20 protein-coding genes, 1 tRNA gene and 3 pseudogenes are annotated in these 26,254 nt (G+C 66.9%); 10 read left to right on the plus strand and 14 right to left on the minus strand.

The window, feature by feature from the left end:
* Nucleotides 1–91 precede the first annotated feature (91 nt).
* On the plus strand, nt 92–1,762 hold the full coding sequence (gene ctaD, locus BJ998_RS38645) for an aa3-type cytochrome oxidase subunit I (protein ID WP_184868203.1): 1,671 nt from the start codon (nt 92–94) through the stop codon (nt 1,760–1,762).
* A gap of 47 nt (nt 1,763–1,809) precedes the next feature.
* On the opposite strand, the gene BJ998_RS38650 is transcribed toward ctaD, so the two are convergent.
* The 3 genes and pseudogenes from BJ998_RS38650 to BJ998_RS48840 all read right to left on the minus strand — a co-directional run.
* Nucleotides 1,810–1,932, minus strand: a complete 123-nt coding sequence (locus BJ998_RS38650; RefSeq protein ID WP_184868204.1) for an SPW repeat domain-containing protein — start codon at nt 1,930–1,932, stop codon at nt 1,810–1,812.
* Nucleotides 1,933–2,533: 601 nt separating this feature from the next.
* Entirely contained in the window at nt 2,534–4,483 is a 1,950-nt protein-coding gene (locus BJ998_RS38655; RefSeq protein WP_184868205.1) for an aconitate hydratase, read from the minus strand.
* 49 nt (nt 4,484–4,532) lie between these two features.
* A pseudogene (locus BJ998_RS48840) lies at nt 4,533–4,595 on the minus strand (hypothetical protein); the annotation flags it as partial.
* Between the two features lie 272 nt (nt 4,596–4,867).
* Between BJ998_RS48840 and BJ998_RS38665 the strand changes: the two are divergent.
* Nucleotides 4,868–5,230: a DUF5313 family protein gene (locus BJ998_RS38665; protein WP_184868206.1), complete on the plus strand. Its 363-nt coding sequence runs from the start codon at nt 4,868–4,870 to the stop codon at nt 5,228–5,230.
* A gap of 473 nt (nt 5,231–5,703) precedes the next feature.
* Here the strand turns inward: BJ998_RS38665 and BJ998_RS38670 are convergent, their stop codons facing one another.
* The 4 genes and pseudogenes from BJ998_RS38670 to BJ998_RS38685 form a co-directional block, all read right to left on the minus strand.
* Nucleotides 5,704–7,032: an NAD(P)/FAD-dependent oxidoreductase gene (locus BJ998_RS38670; RefSeq protein WP_184868207.1), complete on the minus strand. Its 1,329-nt coding sequence runs from the start codon at nt 7,030–7,032 to the stop codon at nt 5,704–5,706.
* A gap of 605 nt (nt 7,033–7,637) precedes the next feature.
* Nucleotides 7,638–7,808, minus strand: coding sequence for a hypothetical protein (locus BJ998_RS38675; RefSeq protein ID WP_184868208.1), 171 nt, complete (start codon nt 7,806–7,808; stop codon nt 7,638–7,640).
* A 63-nt stretch (nt 7,809–7,871) separates the two neighbouring features.
* Complete coding sequence (locus BJ998_RS38680; protein ID WP_184868209.1) at nt 7,872–8,378, minus strand: GreA/GreB family elongation factor; 507 nt, start codon at nt 8,376–8,378, stop codon at nt 7,872–7,874.
* A 562-nt stretch (nt 8,379–8,940) separates the two neighbouring features.
* Nucleotides 8,941–9,064 (minus strand): annotated as a pseudogene (locus BJ998_RS38685) (FAD-dependent oxidoreductase); the annotation flags it as partial.
* Between the two features lie 161 nt (nt 9,065–9,225).
* Here BJ998_RS38685 and BJ998_RS38690 point away from each other — a divergent pair.
* Nucleotides 9,226–10,815, plus strand: a complete 1,590-nt coding sequence (locus BJ998_RS38690; RefSeq protein WP_184868210.1) for a PucR family transcriptional regulator — start codon at nt 9,226–9,228, stop codon at nt 10,813–10,815.
* 450 nt (nt 10,816–11,265) lie between these two features.
* A complete protein-coding gene (locus BJ998_RS38695; protein ID WP_184868211.1) occupies nt 11,266–11,880 on the plus strand; it encodes a universal stress protein in 615 nt (204 codons plus the stop codon).
* A gap of 39 nt (nt 11,881–11,919) precedes the next feature.
* Here the strand turns inward: BJ998_RS38695 and BJ998_RS38700 are convergent, their stop codons facing one another.
* The 3 genes from BJ998_RS38700 to BJ998_RS38710 form a co-directional block, all read right to left on the minus strand.
* Entirely contained in the window at nt 11,920–12,924 is a 1,005-nt protein-coding gene (locus tag BJ998_RS38700) for a family 43 glycosylhydrolase (RefSeq protein WP_184868212.1), read from the minus strand.
* Between the two features lie 229 nt (nt 12,925–13,153).
* Nucleotides 13,154–14,227 (minus strand): glycoside hydrolase family 5 protein, encoded by a 1,074-nt coding sequence (locus BJ998_RS38705; RefSeq protein WP_184868213.1) that lies wholly within the window; start codon nt 14,225–14,227, stop codon nt 13,154–13,156.
* A 425-nt stretch (nt 14,228–14,652) separates the two neighbouring features.
* Entirely contained in the window at nt 14,653–15,717 is a 1,065-nt protein-coding gene (locus tag BJ998_RS38710) for a glycosyl hydrolase 53 family protein (protein ID WP_312890522.1), read from the minus strand.
* A gap of 2,310 nt (nt 15,718–18,027) precedes the next feature.
* Here BJ998_RS38710 and BJ998_RS38715 point away from each other — a divergent pair.
* From BJ998_RS38715 to BJ998_RS38730, 5 genes and pseudogenes are all read left to right on the plus strand, one after another.
* The gene (locus tag BJ998_RS38715) at nt 18,028–18,504 is read left to right on the plus strand and encodes an integrase (RefSeq protein WP_246488741.1); all 477 of its coding nucleotides are present in this window, start codon (nt 18,028–18,030) and stop codon (nt 18,502–18,504) included.
* Nucleotides 18,505–18,957: 453 nt separating this feature from the next.
* Nucleotides 18,958–19,152 (plus strand): annotated as a pseudogene (locus tag BJ998_RS49730) (hypothetical protein); the annotation flags it as partial.
* A gap of 780 nt (nt 19,153–19,932) precedes the next feature.
* Nucleotides 19,933–20,433 (plus strand): helix-turn-helix transcriptional regulator, encoded by a 501-nt coding sequence (locus BJ998_RS49735; RefSeq protein ID WP_246489957.1) that lies wholly within the window; start codon nt 19,933–19,935, stop codon nt 20,431–20,433.
* 156 nt (nt 20,434–20,589) lie between these two features.
* Nucleotides 20,590–20,751, plus strand: a complete 162-nt coding sequence (locus BJ998_RS38725; protein ID WP_184868215.1) for a hypothetical protein — start codon at nt 20,590–20,592, stop codon at nt 20,749–20,751.
* 151 nt (nt 20,752–20,902) lie between these two features.
* Nucleotides 20,903–21,820 (plus strand): NADP-dependent oxidoreductase, encoded by a 918-nt coding sequence (locus BJ998_RS38730; protein WP_184868216.1) that lies wholly within the window; start codon nt 20,903–20,905, stop codon nt 21,818–21,820.
* Between the two features lie 32 nt (nt 21,821–21,852).
* Here the strand turns inward: BJ998_RS38730 and BJ998_RS49660 are convergent, their stop codons facing one another.
* The 4 genes from BJ998_RS49660 to BJ998_RS38745 form a co-directional block, all read right to left on the minus strand.
* Complete coding sequence (locus BJ998_RS49660; RefSeq protein ID WP_376775974.1) at nt 21,853–22,116, minus strand: integrase core domain-containing protein; 264 nt, start codon at nt 22,114–22,116, stop codon at nt 21,853–21,855.
* A 9-nt stretch (nt 22,117–22,125) separates the two neighbouring features.
* Entirely contained in the window at nt 22,126–22,383 is a 258-nt protein-coding gene (locus tag BJ998_RS46805; RefSeq protein WP_221338285.1) for a hypothetical protein, read from the minus strand.
* A gap of 686 nt (nt 22,384–23,069) precedes the next feature.
* A complete protein-coding gene (locus BJ998_RS38740) occupies nt 23,070–23,831 on the minus strand; it encodes a GH12 family glycosyl hydrolase domain-containing protein (protein ID WP_184868217.1) in 762 nt (253 codons plus the stop codon).
* A gap of 333 nt (nt 23,832–24,164) precedes the next feature.
* On the minus strand, nt 24,165–25,190 hold the full coding sequence (locus BJ998_RS38745; protein WP_184868218.1) for a glycoside hydrolase family 26 protein: 1,026 nt from the start codon (nt 25,188–25,190) through the stop codon (nt 24,165–24,167).
* A gap of 708 nt (nt 25,191–25,898) precedes the next feature.
* On the opposite strand from BJ998_RS38745, the gene BJ998_RS38750 reads away from it, so the two are divergent.
* Nucleotides 25,899–25,972: transfer RNA gene (locus BJ998_RS38750), tRNA-Ala, on the plus strand.
* The last annotated feature ends 282 nt before the right edge of the window (nt 25,973–26,254 follow it).

Raw genomic sequence — 26,254 nt, forward strand, 5'->3', positions numbered from 1 at the left:
CGACGGCACAGTTTGTGTGAGCATTAGTTTCACAGGACAAGGTTGTCCACGTTGAAGTGTCACAGGACCGATGTGACGGGACAGTGCGCGAATGACAGCCGAACTTGAGAAGGTGTCGGCTCCGACCGAGCCGACACCGGTCCCGGTGCGAACACGCGCCCCCAAGGGCAGCGTCCTGGAGGAGACGCTGTTCACCACCGATCACAAGCGGATCGGGATGATGTACCTGGTCACCACGTTCGGGTTCTTCCTCGTCGGCGGCGTGCTGGCGCTGCTGATGCGGACCGAGCTGGCCCAGCCCGGACTGCAGTTCCTGTCGCAGGAGCAGTACAACCAGCTGTTCACCATGCACGGCACGATCATGCTGCTGCTGTACGCGACGCCGAACGTGTTCGCCTTCGCCAACCTGGTGCTGCCGCTGCAGATCGGCGCCCCGGACGTGGCGTTCCCGCGGCTGAACGCGTTGTCGTACTGGCTCTACCTGTTCGGCGGGCTGATCGTCGTCTCCGGCTTCGTCACCCCCGGCGGGGCCGCCGACTTCGGCTGGTTCGCCTACGCCCCACTGAACGAACTGGCCCACACGCCCGGCGTCGGCGGCAACCTCTGGGCCGCCGGCCTGATCGTGTCCGGCCTGAGCACGATTCTCGGCGCTGTCAACATGATCACCACCGTCGTGTGCCTGCGGGCCCCGGGCATGACCATGTTCCGGATGCCCATCTTCACCTGGAACATCCTGTTCACCTCGTTCCTCGTGCTGGCCGCGTTCCCGATCCTGACCGCCGCCCTGTTCGGACTGCTGGCCGACCGCACGCTGGGCGCGCACGTGTTCGACCCGCACAACGGCGGGGCGATCCTGTGGCAGCACCTGTTCTGGTTCTTCGGCCACCCCGAGGTCTACATCGTGGCCCTGCCCTACTTCGGCATCGTCACGGAGATCTTCCCCGTGTTCAGCCGAAAACCCTGCTTCGGCTACAAGGGCCTGATCTACGCCACCATCGCCATCGCCGGGCTGTCCATGACCGTGTGGGCCCATCACATGTTCGCCACCGGCGCCGTGCTGCTGCCGTTCTTCTCGTTCACCAGCTTCCTGATCGCGGTGCCGACCGGCATCAAGTTCTTCAACTGGATCGGCACCATGTGGAAGGGGCAGCTGACCTTCGAGACGCCGATGCTGTTCGCCATCGGCTTCCTGCTGACGTTCCTGTTCGGCGGGCTGGCCGGGGTCATCCTGGCCTCGCCGCCGCTGGACTTCCACGTCACCGACACCTACTTCGTGATCGCCCACCTGCACTACGTGCTGTTCGGCACGATCGTGTTCTCCACCTTCGCCGGCACCTACTTCTGGTTCCCCAAGATCACCGGCCGGATGATGGACGAGCGGCTGGGCAAGCTGCACTTCTGGCTCACGTTCATCGGCTTCCACACCACGTTCCTGGTCCAGCACTGGCTCGGCGCCGAGGGCATGCCCCGCCGCTACGCCGACTACCTCGGCTCCGACGGCTTCACGGTGCTGAACTCGATCTCCACCGTCGGCGCGTACATCCTGGGCCTGTCCATACTCCCGTTCCTGTGGAACGTCTTGCGCAGCTACCGCTACGGCGAGATCGTGCACGTGGACGACCCGTGGGGCTTCGGCAACTCCCTGGAGTGGGCGACGTCCTGCCCGCCGCCGCGGCACAACTTCCACTCGCTGCCCCGGATCCGCTCCGAGCGGCCGGCGTTCGACCTGCACTACCCCCACATCACCCCCGGCGGGGGATGAATGCGATCCCGGTGCGGGATCCACACCCCACACCGGGAAACAACAGCTCAGTGGTGGGTGCCGTTCCTCGTGGAAGACGCCACCAGCATGGAGGTGGCCAGACCAAGAACTGCGATCACTGCGCCGGTCACCACGTTGTTCCAGATGATGCCGGTCGCATGCGGAGCCATTCGCTGGATTGGACGTCGCTCGTCAGCTGTGGGTTACCGAGGGAGCCGTCGAGAAGCACGCGCGGCACATCCTCACCAAGCTGCGCCGGCAATCTGGCGGTGTGTGCGGCACCGGGCTGCAGCCGAGGCGGAGAACGGGGTCGCTGTACCCGTCGGTGACCCCGATCGGCGTGATGAGGGTCAGGCTGTGGGCAGCAGCATTGCCACCGCCCCTCAATGGATTCCGGACCGCCGTGGCTGGCGTCAGGTTCAGGGGCGGCGAGTTGTTGACACTGTTGTCCAGTTGCGAGGGTTCTGCGGTTTTGGCCTAGCGCCGGGGTGTTCGAGTGCACAGCTCTGACAGGCATGGAGAAGGTTGTGGCCGGCCGGTGGTGTGCTCGTGTGGGACAGCCGGTTCGGTATCGCTGCGCGAACGTATCCCCGCGGGCCGGCTGTCCGCGGTTCTCCGGCCTGGATTGCCGGGGCCTGGCTGGAGAACCCGAGCATGCGGGTCGTGTCAGGAAGAGGCCTCGCCGACGGGGAATGCGTGACGTCTCAGTGAATCGTGGATCGTCACCGCGGTGAGGGCGGCCACGCCGTCACGAGGACCGAGGCCCTGGGACTAGCTTGCTCCGGCGGTGGCCAGCAGCGGGATCTGACCGCCCGCCAACACGGCTCGTACCTGCCGCGGGGACAACCAGTGGCGCAGCCGGTACTGGCGACCTGTGGTGTGGTTGCGCACCGTCAACTCGGTCGAAGTGGTCAGCGTGTGGTGGAGTCCCTCGAACGCCAGGACGTCGCCCTGATCAATGCGATCGAAGTCGGCGCCGTCGACGAACACCAGCGGGAGCACGCCGAAGTTGGCCAGATTCTGCCAGTGGATCCGGGCGAAGGACTTGGCGACGACCACGCGCAGACCGAGCAGACGCGGGGCGATGGCGGCGTGCTCCCGGGACGAGCCCTGCCCGTAGTTCTCGCCGCCCACCACGACGTGCGTCGCGCCGGCCCGCCCCGGGTAGCCGGCGTCGATGGGAGTGAAGGTGAACTCGGCGAGTTTGGGGATGTTCGACCGGAACGGCAGCGCACGGGCGCCGGCGGGGGAGATCTCGTCGGTCGAGACGTCGTCGCCGACCTTGAGCAGGACCGGCGCGTGGATTTGGTCCGGCAGCGGGTCCAGGTCGGGTAGTTCGGAGATGTTCGGACCGCGGACGAGATCGACCCGCGCGGCGTCCTCCGCCGGCAGCGGCGGGACGAACATGTCGTCGCAGATCGACGACCGTTCGGGCAGGCGCGGCGTCGGGTAGTCCAGTCCGAGGTCGGCGGCCAGGTCTCGAGGGTCGGTGATATGTCCGGTCAGCGCGGCGGCCGCGGCGGTCTCCGGGGAGCACAGCCACACGAGGTCCTCGGCGGTGCCGGAACGGCCGGGGAAGTTCCGGGGGAATGTGCGCAACGAGTTGCTGCCCACGGCGGGCGCTTGGCCCATCCCGATGCACCCGAGGCAGCCGGCCTGGTGGATCCGGGCTCCCGCCTTGATCAGGTCGAGGGTGGCGCCGATCGCGGTGAGATCGGCGAGGGTCTGCCGCGAGGTCGGGTTGACGTCGAAGCTGACCGCCGGGTCGGTCTGGCGCCCGGCGACCACAGCAGCGACGACGGCGAAGTCCCGCAGGCCGGGGTTGGCGGACGAACCGACCACGACTTGGCCGACCGGGGTGCCGGCGACTTCGCGGACGGGTACCACGTTGCCGGGCGAGGACGGCTTGGCGATCAACGGCTCCAGTGCCGACAGGTCGACATGGTCGTGCAGGTCGTATTCGGCGTCCCGATCGGCGGGCAGTTCGACGAAATCGTCGGCACGCCCCTCGGCGGTCAGGAACCGGTACACCGCGTCGTCAGCAGGGAACACCGTGGCGGTGGCGCCCAGTTCAGCACCCATGTTGGCGATGACGTGCCGATCCATCGCGGTCAGCGTGGCCAGCCCCGGCCCGTGGTACTCGATGATCCGGTCGCGGCCACCGGAGACGCCGTGGCGGCGCAGCATCTCCAGGATCACGTCCTTGGCCGAGGTCCACGGCCGCAGCCGTCCGGTCAGCTGGACACCCCAGATCTCGGGCATCCGTAGGCGCAGCGGCTGCCCGGCCATGGCCATGGCCACATCCAGCCCGCCGACGCCGATCGCCAGCATGCCCAGGCTGCCCGCGGCGCAGGTGTGGGAATCCGAGCCGACCAGGGTCCTGCCGGGGATGCCGAACCGCTGCATGTGCGTCGGGTGGGAGACCCCGTTGCCCGGCTTGGAGTACCACAAGCCGAACCGGCGGCAGGCGGAGTACAGAAACAGGTGGTCCTCGGCGTTGCGCTCGTCGGCCTGTAGCAGGTTGTGATCGACGTACTGGACGCTGAGCTCGGTGCGAGCGCGATCCAGGCCCAGCGCCAGCAGTTCCTGCATCACCAGCGTTCCCGTCGCGTCCTGGGTCAGGGTTTGGTCGACGTGGAGCGCGATCTCCTCGCCTGGGCGCATCTGACCGTCCACCAGATGCGAGGAGATCAACTTCTGGGTGACGTTGCTGCCGGGCATCCCTTCTCCTTCCCCTGGCCTGTGCGGTGTTCTCCGCGCGGACTATGGCCGCTGGACAGGGAGCGCGTTGCGCCACGGTGTGGCTGACCGAGCCGAGCACGAGGCGCCCCAGGGCGCCGCGTCCGGATCACTCATGAGCACCACCGCTTGCGTGTCCTGGTCGCGTGTACCCATGAGTCACGTGGGTACACGGGACCGCGGCATCGGGTGAGCTGCGACGGAGCCAGCGCCGAGCGGCTCGAGTTGACCTCATCTTCGAGCACACTGGCTGGCAACGCCGCGACGAGGTCTTCCGGCCCGTAGCCGTGTCGACGGCATGACTGATACGGAACATGGACGAATCAGACCCGACCAGCACGATGTGGACACCTGGTGAATGTGGCGATGCACAGGCCGAACCCGCTGCAGTGGCTGCGTTACGTTTACGGTGGCCGGCTGCCGGAGCGCTATCGCGAGTGGGTACTACACGACGCAACGTGCCGCACCTGGCTGCTGCGGTACGTGTTGCGGGTGGTCGTGGAGGCGGTGCCGTTGCTGGTAGCCGGTTTTGCGGTGCTGACACTGCTGACTCCGGCGCCGGCGTCGTTGGTGCTGCCGGCATTGGCGCTGGCCCTGCTTACGAGCTTGTACTTCACGGTGACCAGCGCGGACGAGTTGATCGAAGTCCGTTTGGTGCAGCACGGATACCCGCCGGGAACCGGCAAGGCGGCGCGGCGGCGCCGCAGCGAGGCGTCCCATGATCGCTGAGTGACTCAGGTTTGGCGGGCACAAAGGACCGGCACCGGCGCAGCTCGTACGTGGCGGAGGCCTCGTCGAGGTCGGCGTCCGCGGATGGGAGGTGGCCGAACTGCCGTGCCGTACGATGCCCGACGATCGACACGTACGGGTTCCCGCACGCGCGCACCAGTCGGCGGGCCACCTCGCGCCGGGGCTGATCGAAGTGGGAGTGCGCCGACGCGATACACAACCGCCTTCTCGCGCATCCGTGCATTGAACGGTTCGCCGCCGGTGAGGGACAACAGGTCGGCGTACTCCTGCAAGAGGGCGCCGACCTCGTCGTTCGATCGGACCATGGCCAGACCTCCGGAGCGCGATCGTGTAGCGGGCAAGGAGCTCAGCCAGACCGTCATCGGCGCCTGACCGGCGGAAGCCGAAGACTTGTCGGGTGGGGTGTCCGCGGTGATCAACCAGCTGCCCTGTGGCCGGTGCGTCGTGGTGGCTCAGCTGACGGGGCCCGCTGCCGGCAGGCGGTCGCACTCGGTCAGCCGAATGCCCTGTTCGGGCACCATCCCGAACTGCACGAGCTGACGGTCGGTGACCAGATCGATGAGCCAGTCCGTAGCCACCCGCAGGCGGTTGCCGGGCAGAGCGAGCAGGTGATAGCCACGCGCCACGGCGGTGGCCAGGCATCCCTCCAACGGGATGTGCAACGGGTCGGCGACCGCGTCACCAGCGCCCAGATCGACCACGAATCCCAGGTCACGGTGCCTATAGCGACGGGGCCGCCCATGACCCAGGCAGGCCGCCAGGTTGATCGCGACGGTGCGGCCCTGGCGCTGGGCGTGCTGGGCGGTCATCGGGGTGAGCCGTCCCGGGTGGCGCCGATCGGCCACGGCAGCGACATCACCGGCGGCATACACGTGCGGCGATCCCGGAACGCGCAGGTAGTCGTCGACGATCAAACGTCCTTGCTCGGTAGGCAGGCCGAGAGCCTGCACGAGTGGGTCGGGGCGCACGCCCACGCACCAGACCACCGTGCGGGTCGGGATCTCGGCGCCGTCGGTGAGCCGGACGCACTGCTCGGTGACCTCGGCGACGCTGCTGCGCAGCCGGACGTCGATGCCGCGGGCCAGCAGCACCCGCAGCGTCGGCTCGGACAGCCGCTCGTCGAGTCCCGGGAGCACCCGCGGAGCAATGTCGACGAGCACCCAGCGGATATCGTGCTCACTCAGCTGACGTCGGTTGCGCACCGCATCACGGGTCAGCAGGCTAGCGTGCGCGACGAGCTCGGTGCCGGTGTAGCCGGCACCGACCACGACGAAGGTGACGCGGGCGGCGCGCTCGTGCGGGTCGTCGGCCAGCTCGGCGAACTCCAGCTGCCGCAGCACGTGGTCGCGAAGGAACACAGCCTCGGCGACCGACTTGAATCCGCGGGCGTGCTCGCCGACACCCGGAATGGACAACAGTCGGGTCACGCTGCCGGAGGCCACCACCAACCAGTCGAAGTCCAGCCCGTGGCAGCGGCCCTCGACGTCCACTGCCGTGCAGCGGCGACCGACCACGTCCAGGTCAACCACGTGCCCCAACACCAACCAGGTCTGAGGCAGCCTCGGACGCAACGCCACGGCCACGCGGCGAGGGTCCAGCGTGCCGCCAGCCACCTCCGGCAGCAACGGCACGTACAGCATGTAGTCGGTGGGGTTCACCGCGACCACCTCGACCTGGCCACGCGGCAACCGGCGTTCCAGCATGCGCAGACAGTGGTAGCCGGCGAAGCCAGTGCCGACCACCAGCACACGCGGGCGGTGCGGACTGCGACCGTCGGACATGGGAATCACCTCCACGATCGTGGACTGCGGGCGCTACGGGGCGCGCTGGTCACCGGGGGCAGGGCGGCACCGGCCGGCCCGGCCGCGGATGGGCTCCGGCGGGACAGTTGGACCAGGACCTGGCAGCGGCGGCTCCGGCTGCCCGGGGTCGGTCGGTATCGGCCGCTCCGGAACGAGCGGCACGGTCTCCGCACCGATTACAGATCATCGCAACAAGGACCTCGAAGTCTCACACAACTCGTACTGACGACGGCTACCCGGCGGCTCAGCGGGTATGCCCGCACTGCCTCAGGCGGCGTTCCCGATCTCCGTCCAACCAGGTCCGCACTGACTCGTCAGGTCGGACGGTCGGCGTAGGTCGTCCGGCACTGCTCGCCGACGACCGCGCTGGCCCACCCGGGCATCGTCCGCCCGCTGGTCGGCACCCGTCACGCGGCCGGCACGGCGATGACCGGTTCGCGCGGGCACCGAGCGGCGGGGCAGCCATTAGGGCCGGCTTCGGCTCGGAGGCATCCTTGCCGCCACGGCCATGGCGTAGGAGTGTCGGGACTGGGGTTCGTTGACGGTGCCGCTGCCCGTAGCGGGCTCAACGTCCGCCGCGGGTGTCACCTAAGGGTGAGGGCAACGTAGACGAACGCCAGCACCGTGGCCGGACCTAGCAATAGGAAGAGACTCAGCGCGCCGTACCACGGCTTGTCTTTGAGGTACATGGCAGCCAGCAGACCGATCGCGGCCAGGATCATTACGGTGAGCAGCGTCAACGCAACTACAGACATGTAGGCAGTCCAGGGGAAGTCGGGACTCGGCTTCGTGTGCTGGCCGGTGCGGGTGGACGTGTGCTATCCGGTGCGGTTGGTTGAGACGCGTCGGGCTCGGTGCTGGCTGTAGGGAACGGCGTGCAGAAGGGCGACGTGCACCGTGGTGCCGTTGGGCACTTGGTAGGAGCGTCGGTCACCGGGCTGTGCTCCGGTCAGTGCCTTGCCGAGGGGTGAAGTCGGTGAGTAGACCTCGATGCGGTTGGTGTTGCCGTCGATGTCGGGGTGTTCGGCGGCGCGTGTTCCGAGGAGGAAGGTTTCCTCGTCCGCGGTGTCGTCGTAGCGGATGGTGAGAACCATGCCGGGTTCGGCGATGCCGTCGTTGGGTGGGTCTTGCCCGACGATGGCGTTGGCGAGGAGTTCCTGGAGCTGGCGCATGCGCGCGGCACGCGTGTGCCCGTCGTCGGTGGTGCTGTCGCCGCTGCGGTTGGATGAGTGCTCCCGCATGGACGGTGTGAGCAGTGACGCGAGTTCGGCTTGGAGTCGCTCGTGTGCTTCGGGCGTCAGCCAGACGCGGTCGGTGTTGGTCATGATGTCGTGTCTCCGTCCGGGTCAGTTCCACGTTGATGTATTAGGTGCCGTCAGGACGACCAGGTGCTGCGGTCGCCCTGACGGCGTGGTTCATGGGAGCCGGGTGAGGGCACGACTCGCACGAACCCGGATATGGCATGGGAAGCTGCTCAGCGTGGCCCAGCTCCACCCGCCGGGGTGTCAGGGACCGGATGCTTGAGCGGTGTGACCGTGTCCTTGGCGTAGCCCGAGGCGATGCGTATGAGGATGGCGCGTTCTGCTCGCAGCAATGTGTTCTCCCTGCGTAGCCAGGTGAGTTCCGATCGTTCGTCCTCGCTGAGCGACGGCGCCTCCGACACCACGTGCTCACCGTCACCGGACTTCGGATCGGCTCTCAAGTCGGGCTCCGAGGTGGACCTGGTGTCGGGCCGCGTGTCGTTGTGGGTGGGCGGGTCAATCGTCATGGGTGGTGAGGGCTTCTCGCTTTTGGTGCGGTGCCGTGTGCCGGAATGTGTTCGCGGGGGAGTGGATGGTGGCGCCGCGGGCAACGACCGCGCGGCCCAGTGCCTGGACGAAACCGCCTGGTCGCCCACCGTCACCGATATGCCGCGTTCCTGTAGGAACCATGCGGCCGACAGACCGACGGTGCCGGCGCCGACCACGACAGCGGACCGTGGTCCGCACTCCAGACGCTCGATGCCGGCCATGTTCCACCTCCCACACTGTGTGCTGGACTCAACGCCCAGGATCGCGACAAGACCCGCACCGGCTGTTGTTGGTTCGGGACAAACGTGGGACCGGTTGATGTCGGATTCCGACAGAGCGGGCGGCTAACCTGGGACACCGGATCCCACGTGTGGGAGTGCGCATGGTCAGGTTGGATCGGTTGGTCAACGTGCTCGGCGGGTACGGGCTGCGGTTGGTGCGGTGCCCGGTTCCACGCTCGACCGAACTGCGCAGCGTGGTGCTACACGAGCGGACGGCCGGGCGCACCGTAGTGGGCGATGTGCTGCTCGCCGTCGGTGCCGGCTCAGTCGCCGAAGCGGTGCGGTGGGCGAGCACTGCCCGTGCGGCCGTGGTGCTGGTGCGCGACGAAGACGAGTCCGTGGTCTCTGACCACGGGATGGAGCAGGCAGATGAGGAGCAGCCGGTCGCGGTGATCGTTGTCGATCCGGCCGTGTCGTGGAGCGAGGTGGCGACGGTCGTGTACGGGCTGGTGCTCGAGGGCCGAGAAACCGAGTCCGGCCGGGGCCCGACCGACCTGTTCGCGCTGGCCGACAGCCTCGCCGACGCGGTCGACGGCGCGGTGACCATCGAGGACCGGCTCTCCCGCGTGCTCGCCTACTCCAGCCTGCAACAGCACGCCGACCGGGCACGCGCGGAGACGATCCTGGGCCGCCAGGCGCCGGAACCATTGCGGGCGCTGTTCGCCGCGCGGGGAGTGGTCGCCCACTTGGAGTCGTCGGACGAGCCGCTGTTCGTGCCCGAGGACCCCGATCACGGCCTCACCGGACGCGTCGTGGTCGCCGTCCGCGCCGGACGGGAGCTGCTCGGCTCGGTGTGGGTGACCAATCCCCACCCCCTGGGCCGAGAGCGGCACCAGGCCCTGACCGACGGCGCCCGCACCGTCGCACTCCACCTTCTCCGATCCCGGGCCAGCGCTGACCTCGAACGCCAGGTCGAGACCGACCTGGTCATGCAACTACTGGAGGGAACGGCTGACGCCGCCACCGTGGTGAGCAAGCTCGGCCTTCCCCAGAAATCGATGTATGTCATCGCCTCTCGCGCCCACCTCGCCGAGCAGGAGCGGCACGCGGCGCTACTGCTGGCCTTCGACCGCGCGACCACCGGCTTCGGGTGGTCACGCCCCGGACGCAGCGCGATCGCCGGCAATACCCTCTACACCGTGCTTCCCGGAGACGACATCTCCGCGGCACGCACGTGGATCACATCACTGCGGGCCGCGCTGCCGACCCGCTTGGCACTCATGGCCGGCATCAGCGCCCCGGCGGCGTCGGAGAACCTTCCCGCCGCCCGCGAGGAAGCCGACGAATGCCTGGCCCTCCACGAAACCCGACACACCGGCAGCGTCCCCCCGGCCTACGAGGAATCCTGGGACGACATCCTGCTGCAGCGCCTGCGCACCGCCGCCCGGGCGGGACGCGCACCAGCACGCGGACCGGTGTCCGAACTACGCCGCCACGACACCGAACACGACACCCAGTACGTCGCCACACTGCGTGCGTGGCTGCAGGCCCAAGGAGACCCCGCCGAAGCCGGCCGACAACTCGGCGTCCACGAGAACACCATCCGCTACCGGCTGCGCAAGATGACCGAACTCACCACGTTGGACCTAGGGGACGGCAAGAAACGTTTCGCGATGATGATCGAGGTCGCCGCCCTCGACAATCCACTGACCAGCACACAACCGCCTGTCTCGAACCCTGACCAGGGCTGACAAGTCGAGCCCACGCCACTCGTGCTGACGGCCGGCGCCCACTACAGCTGTTTCACGCAGACAGCGGCTCGCATCGCTGTTGGGACCACCAACTGTTGGGCTGCGACAAACACTACTTCTTTCGTTGTCGAATGTTGACAACCATCGTGGTGTTCGTCGAGGCATGGTGGATATCGACAGCGTGACGCGGTGACAGCTCGCGATCGCGCGGTTCGCGTCAACTGGGACAACCCGTTGGAGGTATGTCATGCTCAGCGGCGACGAACGCCCGGCGTTCCGCGCAATTCAGAAAACCCTGGTCGACGACGTCGCGTTCAAGGAGCCGATCCGCTCCTGTTCCTGATCATCCCCGGATCCTGGCGAACCGCATCGAAAATCGCAAAAAGAAGCGCACCGGCTGATCTGTTTCCGCCGGACCGGACCGTGTTGCAAGAAATGGAGACGGCAACTGTGAACACAATCATCTGCGGCATCGACCGTTCACCGGGAGCTCGGTCAGCCGTGCGTGTCGCGGCGGCACTGGCTGAGCGACTGTCCGCCCGTCTGATCGCCGTGCACGTGCGTGACCAGTCACCCCGAGATGGGGACCCGGCCCTACGCGTGGCGACGAACATCGTCGCGGAGGAGGTGCCGAACGTCGGCGCGCAACCCCGCGGAGCAACCGGTGACATCGCCGAGCGCCTGGGCGCGATCGCACGGTCGGAAGACGCGCTCATGATCGTGGTCGGCGCACGCCGTCGTGGACGCTCTCGCGCCTTTCTCCGTGCGCGTTCCGCTGTCGGCCTGGTCAGTCTGACGGACATCCCGGTCCTCGTCGCGCCGCTGCCCACCGGCTCGACCAACGCGAGCCCCGCCACCACCACAAGCGACGCGACGTGCCGGTCACTGCTGTCACCAGAGGCAGCATCGAACGTCGAGCGCGGCAACGACGAGACGTCGAGTGGTCATGTCAGGCCCGCAGGGACCACCGTGGCCGAGCAGCGGCGACTTCGCCGCACTTCAGGTGTCCGGATACGACCGCCGTGGTCACGCGGGCCGTATCGGAGCAGGCGACCTTATCGCTGACGCGAGTGCGGCCCTGCCGTCCCGTGGCGGCGCTCGGAATCACTTTCCCGTGACCACGCCCGTGTCGGTGTCGATGCTCACCTGCTGGTGCCAGCTCATGGACATGGTGGTGTGGCTGGGGAAAGTGAGCGGCAGCCACACGTACTTCGAGCTGTTGACCGGGCCGCCCGTCGCCGGTGCCCACCGGTCGCCGAGGTAGAGGTAGGAGGTGGTCTGCGTGCCCTGCACCGGCAGCACGTACGCGGTCTGTGACTGGAACGCCGTGGAGTTGCCGACATTGGCCAGGCCGCTCCACGGGCCGGCGACGCTGCTCGCCGTCGCGTATTTCTGCTGGTTCGGGTTCCAGTACGTCGCTCCCGAGGTGAGCAGGAAGTACGTGCCGTCGCGCTTGAACATGGCCGGCGCCTCCCGGGACGAGCCCGGCCACAGCGTGTGCACCAACGCGCTGACGCTGCGATAGTCGCTGGAGAGCCGATAGACGTCGAGGTCGGCGTTGTTCCGGGCCGCGGAAATCATGTATGCGGTGCCGTCGTCGTCACGAAACAGCGTGAGGTCGCGGGACATGTTGCCCAGCGGCCGGAAGCTGCCCTGGTGGTCGTACTTTCCGTCCACTGTGGACGACACGGCGACGGCGGCGCGGGCCTCGTTGTAGTCCTTGCCGTTCTCCTTGTGCATCCACATCACGAACTGGTGCGTCGTGCTGTTGTAGATCACCTTCGGCCGCTCGATGTCCGAGGTCCGCAGCTCTGCGGCCGAGGACTGGGTGAGCGCGTCGCCCCGGTACTCCCAGGCCTTGAGGTCGGCCGACCGGTAGACCGAGACCGCCTTGAAGGTGTTGTCCGGGTTGCGGTTCTCACCGAACCAGTAGTAGTACGCGCCCACCTTGACCATGCCGCCGCCGTGGGCCTGAACGGCATGGCCGGCCGTGTCGGTGAACTGAACCCCGTTGGCGATCGTCACCGTCGCCGCCTGGGCCGGGGGCGTGAGAACCAGAGCGAACGACAGCGCCAGCACGGCGCCGACCGCACCGCCTCGTCGTGACATAGCGGTCTCCTTTCGATGTCAGCAGGGGCAGCCGCGTCGCGTGGGTTTCGACATGACGCGACCGCCCCGAAAGATGGCTGGTCCTCAGTGGACTGAGCGGATTCACTGCCGGTTGGTGCCGCCGTCGCAGTCGTAGATGTCCAGCTGAGTGCCGTTGGTCTGGGTGCCCTTCGGCACGTCCAGACACTTGCCGGCGCTCACCGCGCGCACCTCACCCGACGTCCCACCGCTACCGCTTGCCGCCGGGGTTGGAGCTGTAGCCCCAGGCGTACTCGAGTCGGTCGCGGCCGGTGGCGTTGACCGTGGTCAAAGACAGATTGGTGCCGGTGCCGTGGAGCTGCTCCATGGACCAGGAATCGCCGGTGCGCAGGCCGGGCCAGTAGATGGAGCCGACACCTTCGCTGCGCATGGTGTCGGTCATGGCGTAGTAGTAGGACCTGTTGTTGTCACCGTCGCGCGAGCCGTTGTAGTTCACGCCCGTGCTCATCGGGACGCCGAACTCGGTGACGATCGTGCGGGAGCCGTATCCGTGCAGGTGACTGTTCAGTTCGGTGACCCAGGCGGCTTCAGTTTTGTGTGAGATGCCGAAGACGCTGTACAGGTGCAGGGACAGCAGGGTGCCGCTCAGGCGTGAGTCGGCCCCGACCGGGCCGAGGTTGGTGTCGGTTCCGGTGCCGGCCACCACGATGCGTCCGCGCGGCACTTTGGGATAGTGGGCCACGAAGCTCGCGGCGAAGTTGACCCAGGCGCTGCTGCTGAATCCGCCCGGTTCGTTGTAGATCTCGAAGTACACGCCGGGCTTGCTGAGGTAGCGGTTGATCACCATGTCCCACATCTTGTAGAAGGCCGTGGTGTCCTTGACGCAGCTGCAGGAGCCGGGGTAGGCCCATGGCGCGATCATGACGTTCATGCCCTGGTCGAGGGTCGCGTCGAGGGCGCCGATGTAGCTGTTCCACCAGGCCGACGAGGTGGTCTTGTCGTTCATGCCGAAACGGACGGTGTTGGCGCCCAGATTGGCCTTGAACCCACTGACTATCGCCGAGGCCTTGGCGTAGGTGGTGGCATAGCTGTCCGATGTGGACAGGCCCGACGGCACGACCGGGCCGTTGACGAAGTTGTCTCGTGGATCGGCCCAGTTCACGCCCTTGAACTGGCTGGTATTGACGACGGCGTGGGCGGGGGCAGAGAGCGGGCCGGTAGCCATTGCGGTGGCGGCGAGCGCCGCGGTGGCCAGGACCGTGAGCAGTATGCGCGGTCGCGGGATCGGGCGTCGGCTGTGGTTGCGTCCGGGACGAGAAAGCATGGATGGCCCTTCTTTCGGTGGGAGCGGATGGAGCAGAGCGGCGCCTGCAGCGTGGGGGCGGTCAACGGTCCGTGGGTGTCATGCCGCCCATCGAGTGGCCGGACGCGCCAACCCCGGCGGTCGTGTCGATATGGCCAGCCAACGGTTTTGCGGGCGCGGTTGCCGGGATCACTGTTCCGAGTGCGGCGGTCAGGGTGCCGGCCCGCGGGAGCGCGGTGCGAGTCAGGTAAGTCGGCATGGCCGGGAGTCCTTCGTTCGGTGCGATGTCGCGCGGCGCGGCGATCAGGGTCGGGGCCCGGCAGGGCTTCGCTGCGTGATCCCTGTCGCGGCACCGGGCGCGCCACTGCCGTTCCTCAACCGGTGAGAGGGCGTGGCCGAGCGGTGTCACCGTCCTCGGTGGACCTCCCCGACGATCGGCGTCCCGCTCACGCCTGCAGGAACCCGTTCATGATCGCCGTCGGCTCCCGGGTGGAGGAGTTCCACGCCCCGTCGCCGTACCCGGTGAACGGCGACATGCATTCGGGCTCCCAGTAGAAGATGCCCTGACCGCCGTTGTTCTTGAGCGCCTTGATGTAGGCGACCAGCTTGGCCTCGGTGGACGATGCCTTGCTGACGGGGCCGCCGAACTCGGTCTGCATGAACGGCTTGTGGTAGGCGTCGGAGATCTTCTTCATGTTGCCCACAATGCTGGTCGCGAGGTTGGCGCTGCCGTAGGAGGAGAACACCGACATGTCCCACTTGCCGCCGTGGCCGCTGTAGGCATTGAAGAACGTCTGCATCGAGGGGTACTTCTGCGGCTGGGCCAGGTGGATGCACACGGTCGTGCTCGGCGACACCTGCTTGACCTGGTTGTAGGCGGCGTTGAGCAGGCCGGCCATCTGGCCCGGGTTGGAGACGCTGCCGACGGGGTGGCAGATGCCGCTGTTGATCTCGTTGCCGATCTGCACCCAGGTGGGCAGCACGTCGTTGCTCTTCATGACGTTCATGGTCTGGCTCACGTAGTTGTTCATGGCCGTGAGCATCTGGCTGTAGTTCATGTTCTTCCAGGCTCCGGGCGGGTTCTGCACGCCGACGGAGTTCCAGGTGTCGCCGAACATGTAGTCCAGCATGATGGACATCCCTGCGGCCTTGACCCGCTTGGCGAACGCGGCGACCTCGGTGATGCCGCAGTGGCCGTTGGCCGGGTCGCCGGATGGATTGACGAACGTGCGCAGCCGGACGGCGCTGATGCCGTATCCCTTGAGGATGGTCAGCAGGTCCTGCGGCTGGCCATTGGCGTTCTTCCAGCTGTAGCCGTGGGCTTCCATCTGGGGCGCCCAGCTCACGTCGACGGCCTTGACGAAAGTGGTCGCGACGGTCGCGCCCGCCGCGGTGGCGGCCAGTGTCCGGGGCAGAGCGCTCGTGCCGAGCAGGGCCGCGCCGGCCGCCGCGCCGAGCAGGACGCTGCGCCGCCCTAGTTGCGCGGGCTCGTTGTCTGGCTTGTCGATCACGGGCGCGCTCCTTCGATAAGCGACCAGGCGGGTGTGGAAAGCGCTTACCAACGACGATGATGGAATCGCTCCAAGGAGATCGTTTCAAGGGCCGACGTTGCACCGCCGCGACCGCGAACGCCGGCCTCCCGTGGTGTCGCACGACATCGGTGGGTCGGTGGGCCTGCGGATTCGGTTGCACCACACCGAACGTCGTCGTCACCGTGCTCGCCAGGAGCCGGTCGGCTCGGCGGTGCGAATCTCGGTGAAAGTTTCAGCCTTGCCTACGGCGGCACTGGCGTAACCGATCACTTACGGGCCTCACGGCCTCCGTCCAGTCCCCGGTGCCAGCATCAAAGTGATCGATCACTATTTGGGAACGGCACCCGCACCAGTCGGTCTGCGCAGGACGGGGCCGCTGGACCCGCGCGGTATAACCCAGACCGAGCGTCTTGGTACAGGTGTCTCGGAACGCGTGGCCGACCAGAACGGGCGCGCCGTAGGCAGGCGGCGGCAGCGCTGGGGAGCAACCGTGTGCGCTGAACGGTCCCCACCTGCGCACAAGGGCTCTGAGGGGACCCGCGCTGACCTGCGGAGGGTGTGTTTTCGTAGGTCAGCGCATCGGGTCGTCGATAGTTGGCACGGTAGAGGTCAGGTATGCAGTTCGAGGCGCCGTTTTCGCTGGTCAAGCCCTGGTGGTGCCGACGCGGCAGGCCCTGGCTGGTGGTGCTCATACTTCGCTGTGTTTCGTCGTGCACGAGCTGCTCGGTCGCTGGCGTTGCTGGTGATGGTGTGCCGAGGCAGGGTTCGAGTGTGCGCGTCTTGGACATCGCCGGTGGAGTCGATCGCTTCGGTCGGTGATGGTCAGGTTCTCTGGCTGGCTCGGTGATCTTGCAATAGGTCCGGTTGGTTGTGGACCGGTGGTGACGGGCTGGTGGAGCGTCTATCGGGCCCGCAGGGGTGGGAGCTGACGGCAACGGCGGCTGGACGTGGTCCTGTTGGTAGCGGTCAGGTGGTGAGTCCTGTTGTCGTGGCGGACGGTGAACCAGCCCAGGGCCGTTCTCGCGCCAGACCGAGGCGATGCCGTACTTCTCCAGGAACTTGACGCTGAAGGTGCCGACGCTCTCACTGAACAGGGCCAGCATGTGGACCGCCTCCCCTCGGATAATCAACGAAGTCGATTTAGACCACGACGAGTTCACCGCCTCCGGCGAAGGCTCAGACGGGACGGATCTGGCTGGCGGGCGCCCGGAAGACAGCCGAACTACGCGACAAGATGGCGCAGCAGTCGACGCAGTAGCGAACAGTAGAGGGGCAGGCGGTTGACGAATACTGCGGTTTCGAGTTCAACCCGGAACGCTGCGGTTCGGGGGGCTAGTCTCCACGCCACCCGTCGACCTTCCCCCTGTTTTGACAGTGCCGCGTTACCGGGATCCTGGAGGGATCGTCACGAACGTTGAACCTCCCACTAAAATTCACTTGACAGGCCGAACCGGGGATGCGCTAGCGTGGTGTTTTACAAACATCAACGAAGGAAAGGTTGGTCAATGCGTCTGATCAGATTAGTTGTCGCCGCCTGTGTCCTCGGGACGACGGCCCTGATGGCCCCGGTGGCTGTCGCGGCCCCCAGCGCTGAAGGGTGCACGTACACTGACTATTACTACGGCCCTACGGCCACCGTTATGTGCGATACCCTCGGCACCGGTCTTGAAATGGTTTGGTCCGATCATCGGCGCGAGAATTTTGTGTTGGGCGCTAATGGTGTCGTTTATCAAGAATGGCAGCTTTACGGTGGGGACACGCAAGGGAGTGGCTGGCGTCCCATGGGCCATTCCAATAACGTCCGGGATGGGATGTACTGGTACGGACACGGGGATGCCCATAACAGTGATCGTCCCATCGTAGAGGCGTACGGCGGCGACTATGTGTGGTATTGTGACGCTTGGAACGGGAGCGCGTGGACGGACTGGTACGTCTGTCCTGTGCAGGGTGGGGATGCGTGACTCTTTTTGGGAGCGCGGCACTTGAGGAGGGAACGCGGTCTCGAGTGAGGTAATCGGCTGTGAGGGGCACCGCCACGCCCGCGCGAGCGTGCGCCGAGGACCAGGACGCCCGCGCACGCTCGCCTCAATCCGCCGCCTCGTCCTGCGCCTGGCAACCGAGAACCCATCCTGGGGCTACCGGCGCATCCACGGCGAACTCGCCCTCCTCGGTATCAAGATCGCTCCCTCCACCGCATGAAAGATCCTCAAGACGGAGGGGGTCGACCCGGCGCCGCACCGGACGACCATCGCTTGGGCCACCTTCTTGCGCTCGCAAGCCGAGGCGATCATGGCCATGGACTTTATCGAGACCGTCACCCTCACAGGACCGCGACAGTACATCCTCGCCGCCATCCACCACGCCGGCCGACGCGTGCGCATTCTCGGCGTCACCGCGCACCCTACGCATATCTGGGTGACCCAGGCCGTCCGCAACCTGGTCATGGACCTTGAGGATGCCGGAAGCCTCGCGCGGATCCGGTTCCTCCTTCGTGACCGCGACGCCAAGTACCCCGCGCTGATCGACGAGATCCTCGGCGAGGTGGGGATCACCACGGTGCTGACCGGTGTCCGGATGCCTCGCATGAACGCGATCACGGAACGCTGGGTGAAGACGCTTCGCGCCGAACCGTTGGATCGCGTGCTGATCTGGAACGAACCCCACCTGCGGCAGGCGCTTCGCGAGTACGAGCGGCTACAACCTGCACCGAACCCACCGATCGCTCGCCGCCGCAGCACCCTTACGAGCCCGGCCCCAGCCCCTTGAACCCGACCGGATCGAACGCCTCGCCATACGTCGACAAGATCGTCTCGACGGAGCCGTCCATGAGTACCGACATGCCGCCTGACCAGCGTGGACGTGGTATTCGGCACGCACAGCGTCGTACAAGCGCGGCACCAGCGGTTCAGGTACGGGCAGGGCCTAGCGTCCTCGCGCTCTAGCCAGCTGCCGGTGGTGACCTCCCAGTCAGCGATGTCGCGCCGACGGCACCGAGTGGCTCACTGTCTCGCTGGCGTTTGATGGCCATTGCCGAGACTGCGTCAACGTCCTACCGCCCGACCAGGCGGGCTGCTGCCACATTCTAAGGGTGGAGTTTTATCGGCGGCCTTGGGTCTTCGTCACCTACGGAGGTGTGTCCGGTGCCCCGTGGACGATCACAGCCACCCCAGCGTGGCCCTCATCGGTCTCGGTGACCGGGTCCGGCTCACGGTCTGAATGATGGCCTGCGAACATGGGATCGGTGCTGTCGGGCACCGGTCGCGGCAGCGTGGCAATCTTCCCGCTGAGGTGACCAGTTTCGTGGACCGCCGCTGGGAGGTTTCCGAGACGAAGCGGCTGCTGTCCGTCGCCCGGTTGTTGACGTTGACCGGCGCGGGTGGGGTGGGCAAGAGTCGGCTGGCGCTGCGAGCGGCGGACGGGGCGGAGGCGGTGCTGCGTCGGCGACACCGGGACCACTACCTCGGGCTGGCCGAACGAGGCGAGGCCGAGTGGGTCGGCCCCACTCAACTGGAGGTGGACGCCCGCATCCGGTCCGCACACCCCAACCTGCGCCTCGCCCTGGAGTACTGCCTGACCACCCCCGGCGAGTCGCAGGCCGGGCTGCGGATGGCCGCGGCCCTGCACTTCTTTTGGCTTTGCTGCGGCTTGCTGGCCGAGGGGCGCGATTGGCTGGGCCGTGCACTGGCCGTGGACACCGAGCCAAGCGACCAGCGGGCCGCCGCCCTGTGGACCAACGCCTACATCAGCACGCTGCAGGGGGACTTCCTCGTCGCCACGGCCATGGTGCAGGAGTGCCGGGACTGGGCCCTACCGCGGGGCGCAGAGACCACATTGGCCTACGCCCTGTTCATCGAGGGGCTCCTTGCGCGGTTAAACGACGACCTACCACGCGCGCAGGTGCTGTTGGAGGATGCTCTGGCACGCTTCGAGGCTGTCGGCGAACTGACCACCACTGTGATCATCGCCTATGCCGTGCTGGCCGGGGTGGCCGTTTTCCAGGGCGACTCCGACCACGCCATCGAGCTTTGCCGGGAGGGCCTGGCGCTCTGTGAGCGACATGGCGAGCAATGGGCCCGGTCCTATGTGGTCTCCGCTCTGTCCCTCGCCGAATGGATGGGGGGCGAGGTGACGCAGGCGAGCGCGCACGCCCGGGAAAGTCTCCGGAGTATGCGCAACTTCCGTGACCTTTTCGGCATGGCGTTGCAAGTTGAGCGGCTGGCCTGGATCACCTGCACGGCCGGCGAGGGCGAGCGGGCCGCCGTGCTGCTCGGCGCGGCACACCAGATCTGGCCGCTGTTCGGCGGCCAATCCCCGTTCGGCTCCTTGCACCATCTCGCCGCGCGCGAGGCGTGCGAGCGGCAGGCCCGCCACTGTCTCAGTGACCGCGCCTTCCAGGCTGCGTTCGGCCATGGCACCGAACTCGACCTGGCTCAGGCCATCGCCTACGCCCTCGGCGAGAAACCCGCACCCTCCACCCCGGCTCCCACCGCGAAAACGCCACTGACCAAGCGGGAGCAGCAGGTCGCCGAGCTCGTCGCCGAGGGTCTGTCCAACAAGGACATCGCCGCCCGGCTGGTGATCGCCCAACGCACCGCCGAAGGCCACGTTGAACACATCTTGACCAAGCTTGGCTTCACCAAACGCACCCAGCTCGCGGCATGGGCCACCGAACAACGAGAAACCGGGGATCGGTGAGGGCCGGCGCGGGCTTGGGTCGGCCGGTCGGGCAACCTTCCGGCGAGGTGACGAGTCTTGTCGGTCGCCACCGCTGGCCGCACTCACCGACACGCTTGCGGCCCTGCGCTCGTCGACGTGCTGAGTATCCACGATCAGTAGGGGGAGCGGTCAGCCATGAAGATGCTCGCGGACCACCTGATCGACAAACGGCTGCTGCGCTCCGGGGACATCGCAGTCGCCGGGTCGGGCTCCTACGCCAACCTGCGCGCCCAGCTCATGACCTGGGCCGAATGCCAGCCCCTGGCCGCGGACTTCTGCGCCCAGGCCATGGAGTGAGCTGATTAGCCCACTCCAGGAACGGCTACAAGATCCGTCACCACAGGCGGATGGACCAGTGAAACGCGTCGAGTTCAACCGGAGCTCGACGAGCACCACCGTCACAGGCCGGCGCACGCAGCCGGCGAGCACGAGACCTACGGAGGCACCCATGAAGGCGATCGTCGCGACGGATCAGGCCGCGGAAGCAGCCGGGATCACACTCGCGGAGCGGCCGGAACCTACGCCGGCCATCAACGACGTCGTCGTCGAAGTTCACGCGTCCGGCTTCGTCCCCGCGGAGTGGGAGTGGCCCTCCACGTGGGTCGATCGCGCCGGTCACGACCGCACCCAGGCGATCATCGGTCACGAGTTCGCCGGAGTGGTCACCTCCCTCGGCTACGGCACGACGGGGCTTTCGCTGGGGCAGCGGGTGTTCGGGATCACGGACTGGCATCGCGACGGGACCCTGGCCGAGTACGCGGCCGTGGAGGCACGCAACCTTGCGCCGCTGCCGGGGAACGTCGACTTCACGGTGGGTGCGAGCCTGCCGATCTCCGGCCTGACCGCGTGGCAGGGCCTTTTCCAGCACGGTCGTCTTCGAGCGGGGCAGACCGTCCTCGCACACGGCGCCGCCGGCGCGGTCGGGTCTGTGGTGACCCAGCTTGCCCGGGAGTTCGGCGCCTATGTCATCGGTACCGGGCGGGCGGCGGACCGCCAGGCGGCGCTCGACTTCGGCGCGAACGAGTTCCTCGACCTCGCCACCGAGGATCTCGCCGACATCGGCGGGGTCGACGTGGTCTTCGATGTCATCGGCGGTGACGTCCAACGGCGCTCGGCGCGCATAGTCCGGCCTGGCGGGACGTTGGTGTCGGTGGTCGGGCCGGTTGAGGCTCGCCCTGTCGACGGCTTGGCGGTCGACTTCGTCGTCGAGTCTGTTCCGAGTCAGCTGGTGGAGATCGTCGACCGGGTGCGGGACGGGCGCCTTCGCACGCACATCGGAACGGTCGCGACCCTCGACGACGCCGTCCCTGTGCTCAACCCGACCGAGCGACGCAAGGGCAAGACCGTCATTCGCGTGCGCCCCTGAGCATGTGGGCCTCGAAAACTCGTCGCCACAGTTCAGGACGCGTAACGGTACTCGTTGATGACTCCGCCGAGGATCCGGGTTCGCAGGAGCCTGTGGGCCTTCAAACCGGCTGCGGCAGGAGGTTGCTCTTGGGCGTCGGGTGGTCGCTGGTTTCGGGATCGATGTGGTCGATGCCTGTTGTAGTGATCCTGATACGCGGCGAGGACCTGCCCGGCGTGGGCCTGGTTCATGACCAGAACGTGGTCGAGAACCTCGCGACGGATGGTGTCGATCACTCGCTCGCAGTGGGCATTCATGCGCGGCGCCTAAGGCACGCTGAGCAGCGCCTTCACCTCCTCGGCTGCGAAAACAGCGTCGAAGGAAACGGTGTACTTGCTGTCCCGGTAGCGGAGGAGGAAGCGCAAAGACTCGACACGGCTGCCCAGGTTGCAGACGAGGTTGCGAGCCTGCTGAATCGCCCACTGCGCGGTCGGGTGCGCGGTGACGCCGGTGATATGGAGCTTGCGGGTGTGATGCTCAAGGAACGCCAGTGCGTACAGCCGTCTGCCGGTGATCGTGTCCACGTGGAAGAAGTCCGCGGCGATGATCCCCTCGGCCTGAGCGGTGAGGAACTCGCGCCAGCTGGGGGCCGGTGCGGCGCGGGGCCGGGTCGATGCCGCCTGCCTGCGGGATCGCCCAGACTGTCGACGGTGCGATGCGGTGTAGTCCCACTTCCCGGCACCAGTCTGCGATGCCAGGTCAGCAGCGTTGCTGGGGTGACCGGGAAGACAGTGCGCCAGCGGTGGCGCGGTAGCAGCGACGACAGCGCGGCCAGCCAGAACCGATCCGCGGGCTCGTAGCGGATCGGACCGCTGAGCTGTCGTCGCAGCACTACGTTCTTGTGCCGCAGCACAAGCAGTTCGGCGTCCTTGGCGGTGTCCCGGCGCAGCAGTACCGTCGGCACGGACAGCAGCGCACGCGTCGCTCGATACAGCAGCGAGACGATCATCCGGGCAGCATCCCAGCCGCGGCCGAGGAGCTGTGCGCCAGCCGACCACCTGCAGCGATGACTTTACGAGTCCCACAGGGTCTGGACACCGTCGGTGATGGAGTCATCCAGCGGTATGATCCGGACTCCGCCGTTGGATTCGGCGGCGGTGCCGAAACCGAGCAACGCACTGGTAACCAGGGGTTACCGCAACCGCGACCAGCAATCTGAGCGCTGTTCGCATGGTCTGCCCCCTCGGTGGTCGCGAGATGACTTTCGCCGTCAGCTCACCGAGGTGCTGAAGGACTGCACGCCGAGGCCGGCGCCGCCCTGCCAGGGCTCGAAGCCGAACTGGATACTGGTGAGGTACCAGGACCTGCTGATCTTGCCGCGAGACACCGAGTCCGAGGTGAACGCGCCGATGTCGACGTTCAGCGAGGTCGTCGGCGAGGTGCGGACGTAGCTGATGACGTTCCAGCCCGTGTTGCCGAACCAGACGTCCCAGCTCGCGCCACTGATCCACACGGTGGCGATCTTGGAGCCGATCGGTTGCGGAGCGCCCTGGTGGTTGCCCCAGATCATCAGTTCGGCGCCGGTGTTCTGCCCCGACGGGTTCGGGTTCGGGTCGAACCAGATGTCGTACGACGCGTCCCACTGTCCACTAGCGACGGTGTAGGCGACGGAGGACTGCACCGAGTGGAAGTTGGCCACCTGTTTGGGAAGCCCGCTGCCGCTCGTGCAGTTGCCGTAGTGGCAGCCGGCGTAGATCGACGGGTAGGACGCGGGTGCGCCGTTGGTCGGCTTGTTGTGATTGGCCGTGGTGATCGTGAACCCGTCGTCGCGGACGGAAAGGCACTGCGTGGTATCGTCGCCCCACTCGTTGTTCTGCACGAGGTAGCGCCCGCCCGACACCCGCACCGATCCGTACTTGTCGCAGATCTGGGTGTCGGCACTGGCGGCCGACGTGGTCGTCAGGGTGGTCGCACCGGCAAGCAGGGCAGCCGCCCCGAGTATGACCGTCGTCCTGCGCAGCCTTGACAACATCAACACTCCCTTGTGATGGCGAGCAGGTCTGGAAGCGCTTCCATTCGTGAGCGTCCCCAACTTGGGACGGTTCGTCAACCATTGGTGCACGAGGCCGAGACAGGCGCGCTTTCCGCTTGTCGTCATGGCCTGTTTCGCGGTCGGCCGGCGTCACCTGTGAAAGTTTCACGGTCAGCCCGTCCGACCGGACGGAATCCGCAACGCGGAGAAACGAGCTTGCCGCCGTTCCCGGCACGTGCCGCTGGTGGCGTGGCCGGCTTTTCAGCGCACAGCGGCCAGGCGGTCCGCACCCGCAGGGCCCGGCCGAGTGGCGGCCACGACCGGGGAGAAGGACTACTCGGGCAGTGGCCGGAAGGTTCGCGGCACCGCGGCCGCCGCACAACCGGCCGCGTTCGCCCATCGTCCGCGGTCGCCGGAGCCGACGAGCTCTCGGAGTCCCGGCAGGCCCGGGGTGAGCGACCAGCGTTCCTCCTTGTCGATGTCGAACCAGGTGAGCAGGCGCAGGTTGGGGAACCGGCCGGCGTTCAGCGCGGCGATCATCGCGGCGACCCACTCGCTCTTGCTGCCGCCGTCCTCGCTGCTGGCGAACTCGGGCAGCATCACCGGTTTGCCGGGATCGATCGCGCGGGCCCGGGCGTAGGCCGCGGCAAAGGTGTCGACGAAGCTGGTCCAGTGGTCGACGGTGGGGTCCCAGGACGGGCCGAAACCCCAGTTGTAGCCGTCGATCCCGATCCAGTCCACGTACGCGCCGCCCGGATAGGCGAGTGCCTCGTCGTTCCAGTCGGCGGCGGGGCTCGCCCCGTTGTTGAAGGCCCAGCACCACTGGACGTTGTGAGCGCCCTGGGCGCGCACGATGTCGTGCACGTGCCGGTAGGCCCGTACGAAGGCCCGCGGGTCCTGGTTGTTGGTGGCGACCGCCCAGGGATACCAGTTGCCGTTGAACTCGTGGCCCCAGCGCACGATCAGCGGTTTGCCGTACCGCGCGAACTCGCGGCCGCGGGCGGCGATGTAGTCGTCCCACTGCCCACCCGTGATGGCGTCCAATCCGATCTGGTTGGGGTCGGTCAGCGCAAGCGTCGGATCCCATGGCTCCCACGTGAAGTGCGGCAGCACATTCCGCCGCCAGAGCGCCTCGGCCGTCGCCACGGGGAACGCCGCCCGGCGACCCCAGTTGTCGAACCACATCACGCTCGCCGGCACGGCGCCGTAGTCGGCGAACGCACTGGCCGGCACGGTCGACTGATCGGCCACTTCCCGAAACAGGCCGAAGTAGCGCTGCTGCTCGGGCAGCGGGCCGGTGACCGGACTGCGGCTCGGCCCGGCGGCGTTGGCCACCGCCTCGTTGCCGGCGACCGCCATGAGCGCGGTGATCGATGCCGTGCGAAGAAGCGCACGTCGAGACAGGGAAAAGCCTGGTGAGGACATCAGAACTCCGTTGCTCAGGGGCGGCTGTGGGAGCGCTTCCATATATACCCCGCCTGCTTCGTCCAGACAACAGACTGCGCGTCACCGTGAGCGCTGCCCCGCCGTGAAACTTCCATGCCCACGTACCCCAGAAGCGGCTGCCGACGGCCTATGCCGTACCCATGGGGTTGAACGGGTAGAGCCTGCGAACGCAGACGGCGAAACCGTTGGTTCCTTGGCCGCGGTGACTTGGGATATGGGTCCTTAGTCGAGCGGCGGCCATCGGTTGTTCTCAGCGGGTCGGAGCTCCGAGGGGGCACCAGCTGTGGACCTCGCGCTTGCCTGCGAGGTTCGCCTCGGGAAGAGTTTCATCTGGCGAGGGGGCTTGTCCCCCGGATGTTGGACACTTGCTGGTGGGCTGCTACGTCATCATGAGGACGAGGATGACGACCTCGTCGAAGGCTGAACGCGTCGCTAGTCGCTTCGATGCTGAGGATGGTGTGGCAAGGGATGTGCGGCTGGATCCCGGACCTTCACACCGAACGCAGTGGAGCAAAACTGGAGCGGGGATGCGTGTTGAACCTACAGCGAACCGCACTGTACGGCATTCAAGTGTAGTGACCGCAACAGGTTTGACGTGGCAGTTCTCTGTTTTCGCAGGTCGGAGGCACTGTCTGCAGTGGGCGCTAGCCACACTGGCAGTGTGAGGGTCAGGGGTTCGAGTCCCCTCAGCTCCACAATTTGGTCAGGCCTCTTCGGTTGTGCGATTTTCGCAGGTCGAAGGGGCTTTTGATCTTTTGAGAAGGATCTCTGGTTGATCGCGCCCACAGGTGACGTGGTGTCCCTACTGGCGCAATTTTGGAGCAGCGCGCTCCGTGTGGGTAGGGTGTTTGATGTCGCAATTCGCGCGGTGATCAGGGATTTCGTTATCTCGCCCCATCTGCCGGCGGTGTGGGGGTCAAAACCGACCGAACTGTGCAGAGTGTGACCGTGCAGTCTCGCTGAGTAACGATCGGTAT

The organism is Kutzneria kofuensis (assembly GCF_014203355.1).
Lineage (GTDB): Bacteria > Actinomycetota > Actinomycetes > Mycobacteriales > Pseudonocardiaceae > Kutzneria > Kutzneria kofuensis.

Excerpts from the sequence above, each read along its gene's own strand:
- BJ998_RS38740 (WP_184868217.1), bottom strand. The coding sequence starts at position 23,831 with ATGTTGTCAAGGCTGCGCAGGACGACGGTCATACTCGGGGCGGCTGCC.
- BJ998_RS38655 (WP_184868205.1), bottom strand. The coding sequence starts at position 4,483 with ATGCCCGGCAGCAACGTCACCCAGAAGTTGATCTCCTCGCATCTGGTG.
- BJ998_RS49660 (WP_376775974.1), bottom strand. The coding sequence starts at position 22,116 with ATGAATGCCCACTGCGAGCGAGTGATCGACACCATCCGTCGCGAGGTT.
- BJ998_RS49735 (WP_246489957.1), top strand. The coding sequence starts at position 19,933 with ATGGCGTTGCAAGTTGAGCGGCTGGCCTGGATCACCTGCACGGCCGGC.
- ctaD (WP_184868203.1), top strand. The coding sequence starts at position 92 with ATGACAGCCGAACTTGAGAAGGTGTCGGCTCCGACCGAGCCGACACCG.
- BJ998_RS38745 (WP_184868218.1), bottom strand. The coding sequence starts at position 25,190 with ATGGCGGTCGCCGGCAACGAGGCGGTGGCCAACGCCGCCGGGCCGAGC.
- BJ998_RS38705 (WP_184868213.1), bottom strand. The coding sequence starts at position 14,227 with ATGCTTTCTCGTCCCGGACGCAACCACAGCCGACGCCCGATCCCGCGA.
- BJ998_RS38675 (WP_184868208.1), bottom strand. The coding sequence starts at position 7,808 with ATGTCTGTAGTTGCGTTGACGCTGCTCACCGTAATGATCCTGGCCGCG.
- BJ998_RS38650 (WP_184868204.1), bottom strand. The coding sequence starts at position 1,932 with ATGGCTCCGCATGCGACCGGCATCATCTGGAACAACGTGGTGACCGGC.
- BJ998_RS38690 (WP_184868210.1), top strand. The coding sequence starts at position 9,226 with ATGGTCAGGTTGGATCGGTTGGTCAACGTGCTCGGCGGGTACGGGCTG.
- BJ998_RS38725 (WP_184868215.1), top strand. The coding sequence starts at position 20,590 with ATGAAGATGCTCGCGGACCACCTGATCGACAAACGGCTGCTGCGCTCC.
- BJ998_RS38730 (WP_184868216.1), top strand. The coding sequence starts at position 20,903 with ATGAAGGCGATCGTCGCGACGGATCAGGCCGCGGAAGCAGCCGGGATC.
- BJ998_RS38700 (WP_184868212.1), bottom strand. The coding sequence starts at position 12,924 with ATGTCACGACGAGGCGGTGCGGTCGGCGCCGTGCTGGCGCTGTCGTTC.
- BJ998_RS38715 (WP_246488741.1), top strand. The coding sequence starts at position 18,028 with ATGGCCATGGACTTTATCGAGACCGTCACCCTCACAGGACCGCGACAG.
- BJ998_RS38665 (WP_184868206.1), top strand. The coding sequence starts at position 4,868 with ATGCACAGGCCGAACCCGCTGCAGTGGCTGCGTTACGTTTACGGTGGC.
- BJ998_RS38680 (WP_184868209.1), bottom strand. The coding sequence starts at position 8,378 with ATGACCAACACCGACCGCGTCTGGCTGACGCCCGAAGCACACGAGCGA.
- BJ998_RS38670 (WP_184868207.1), bottom strand. The coding sequence starts at position 7,032 with ATGTCCGACGGTCGCAGTCCGCACCGCCCGCGTGTGCTGGTGGTCGGC.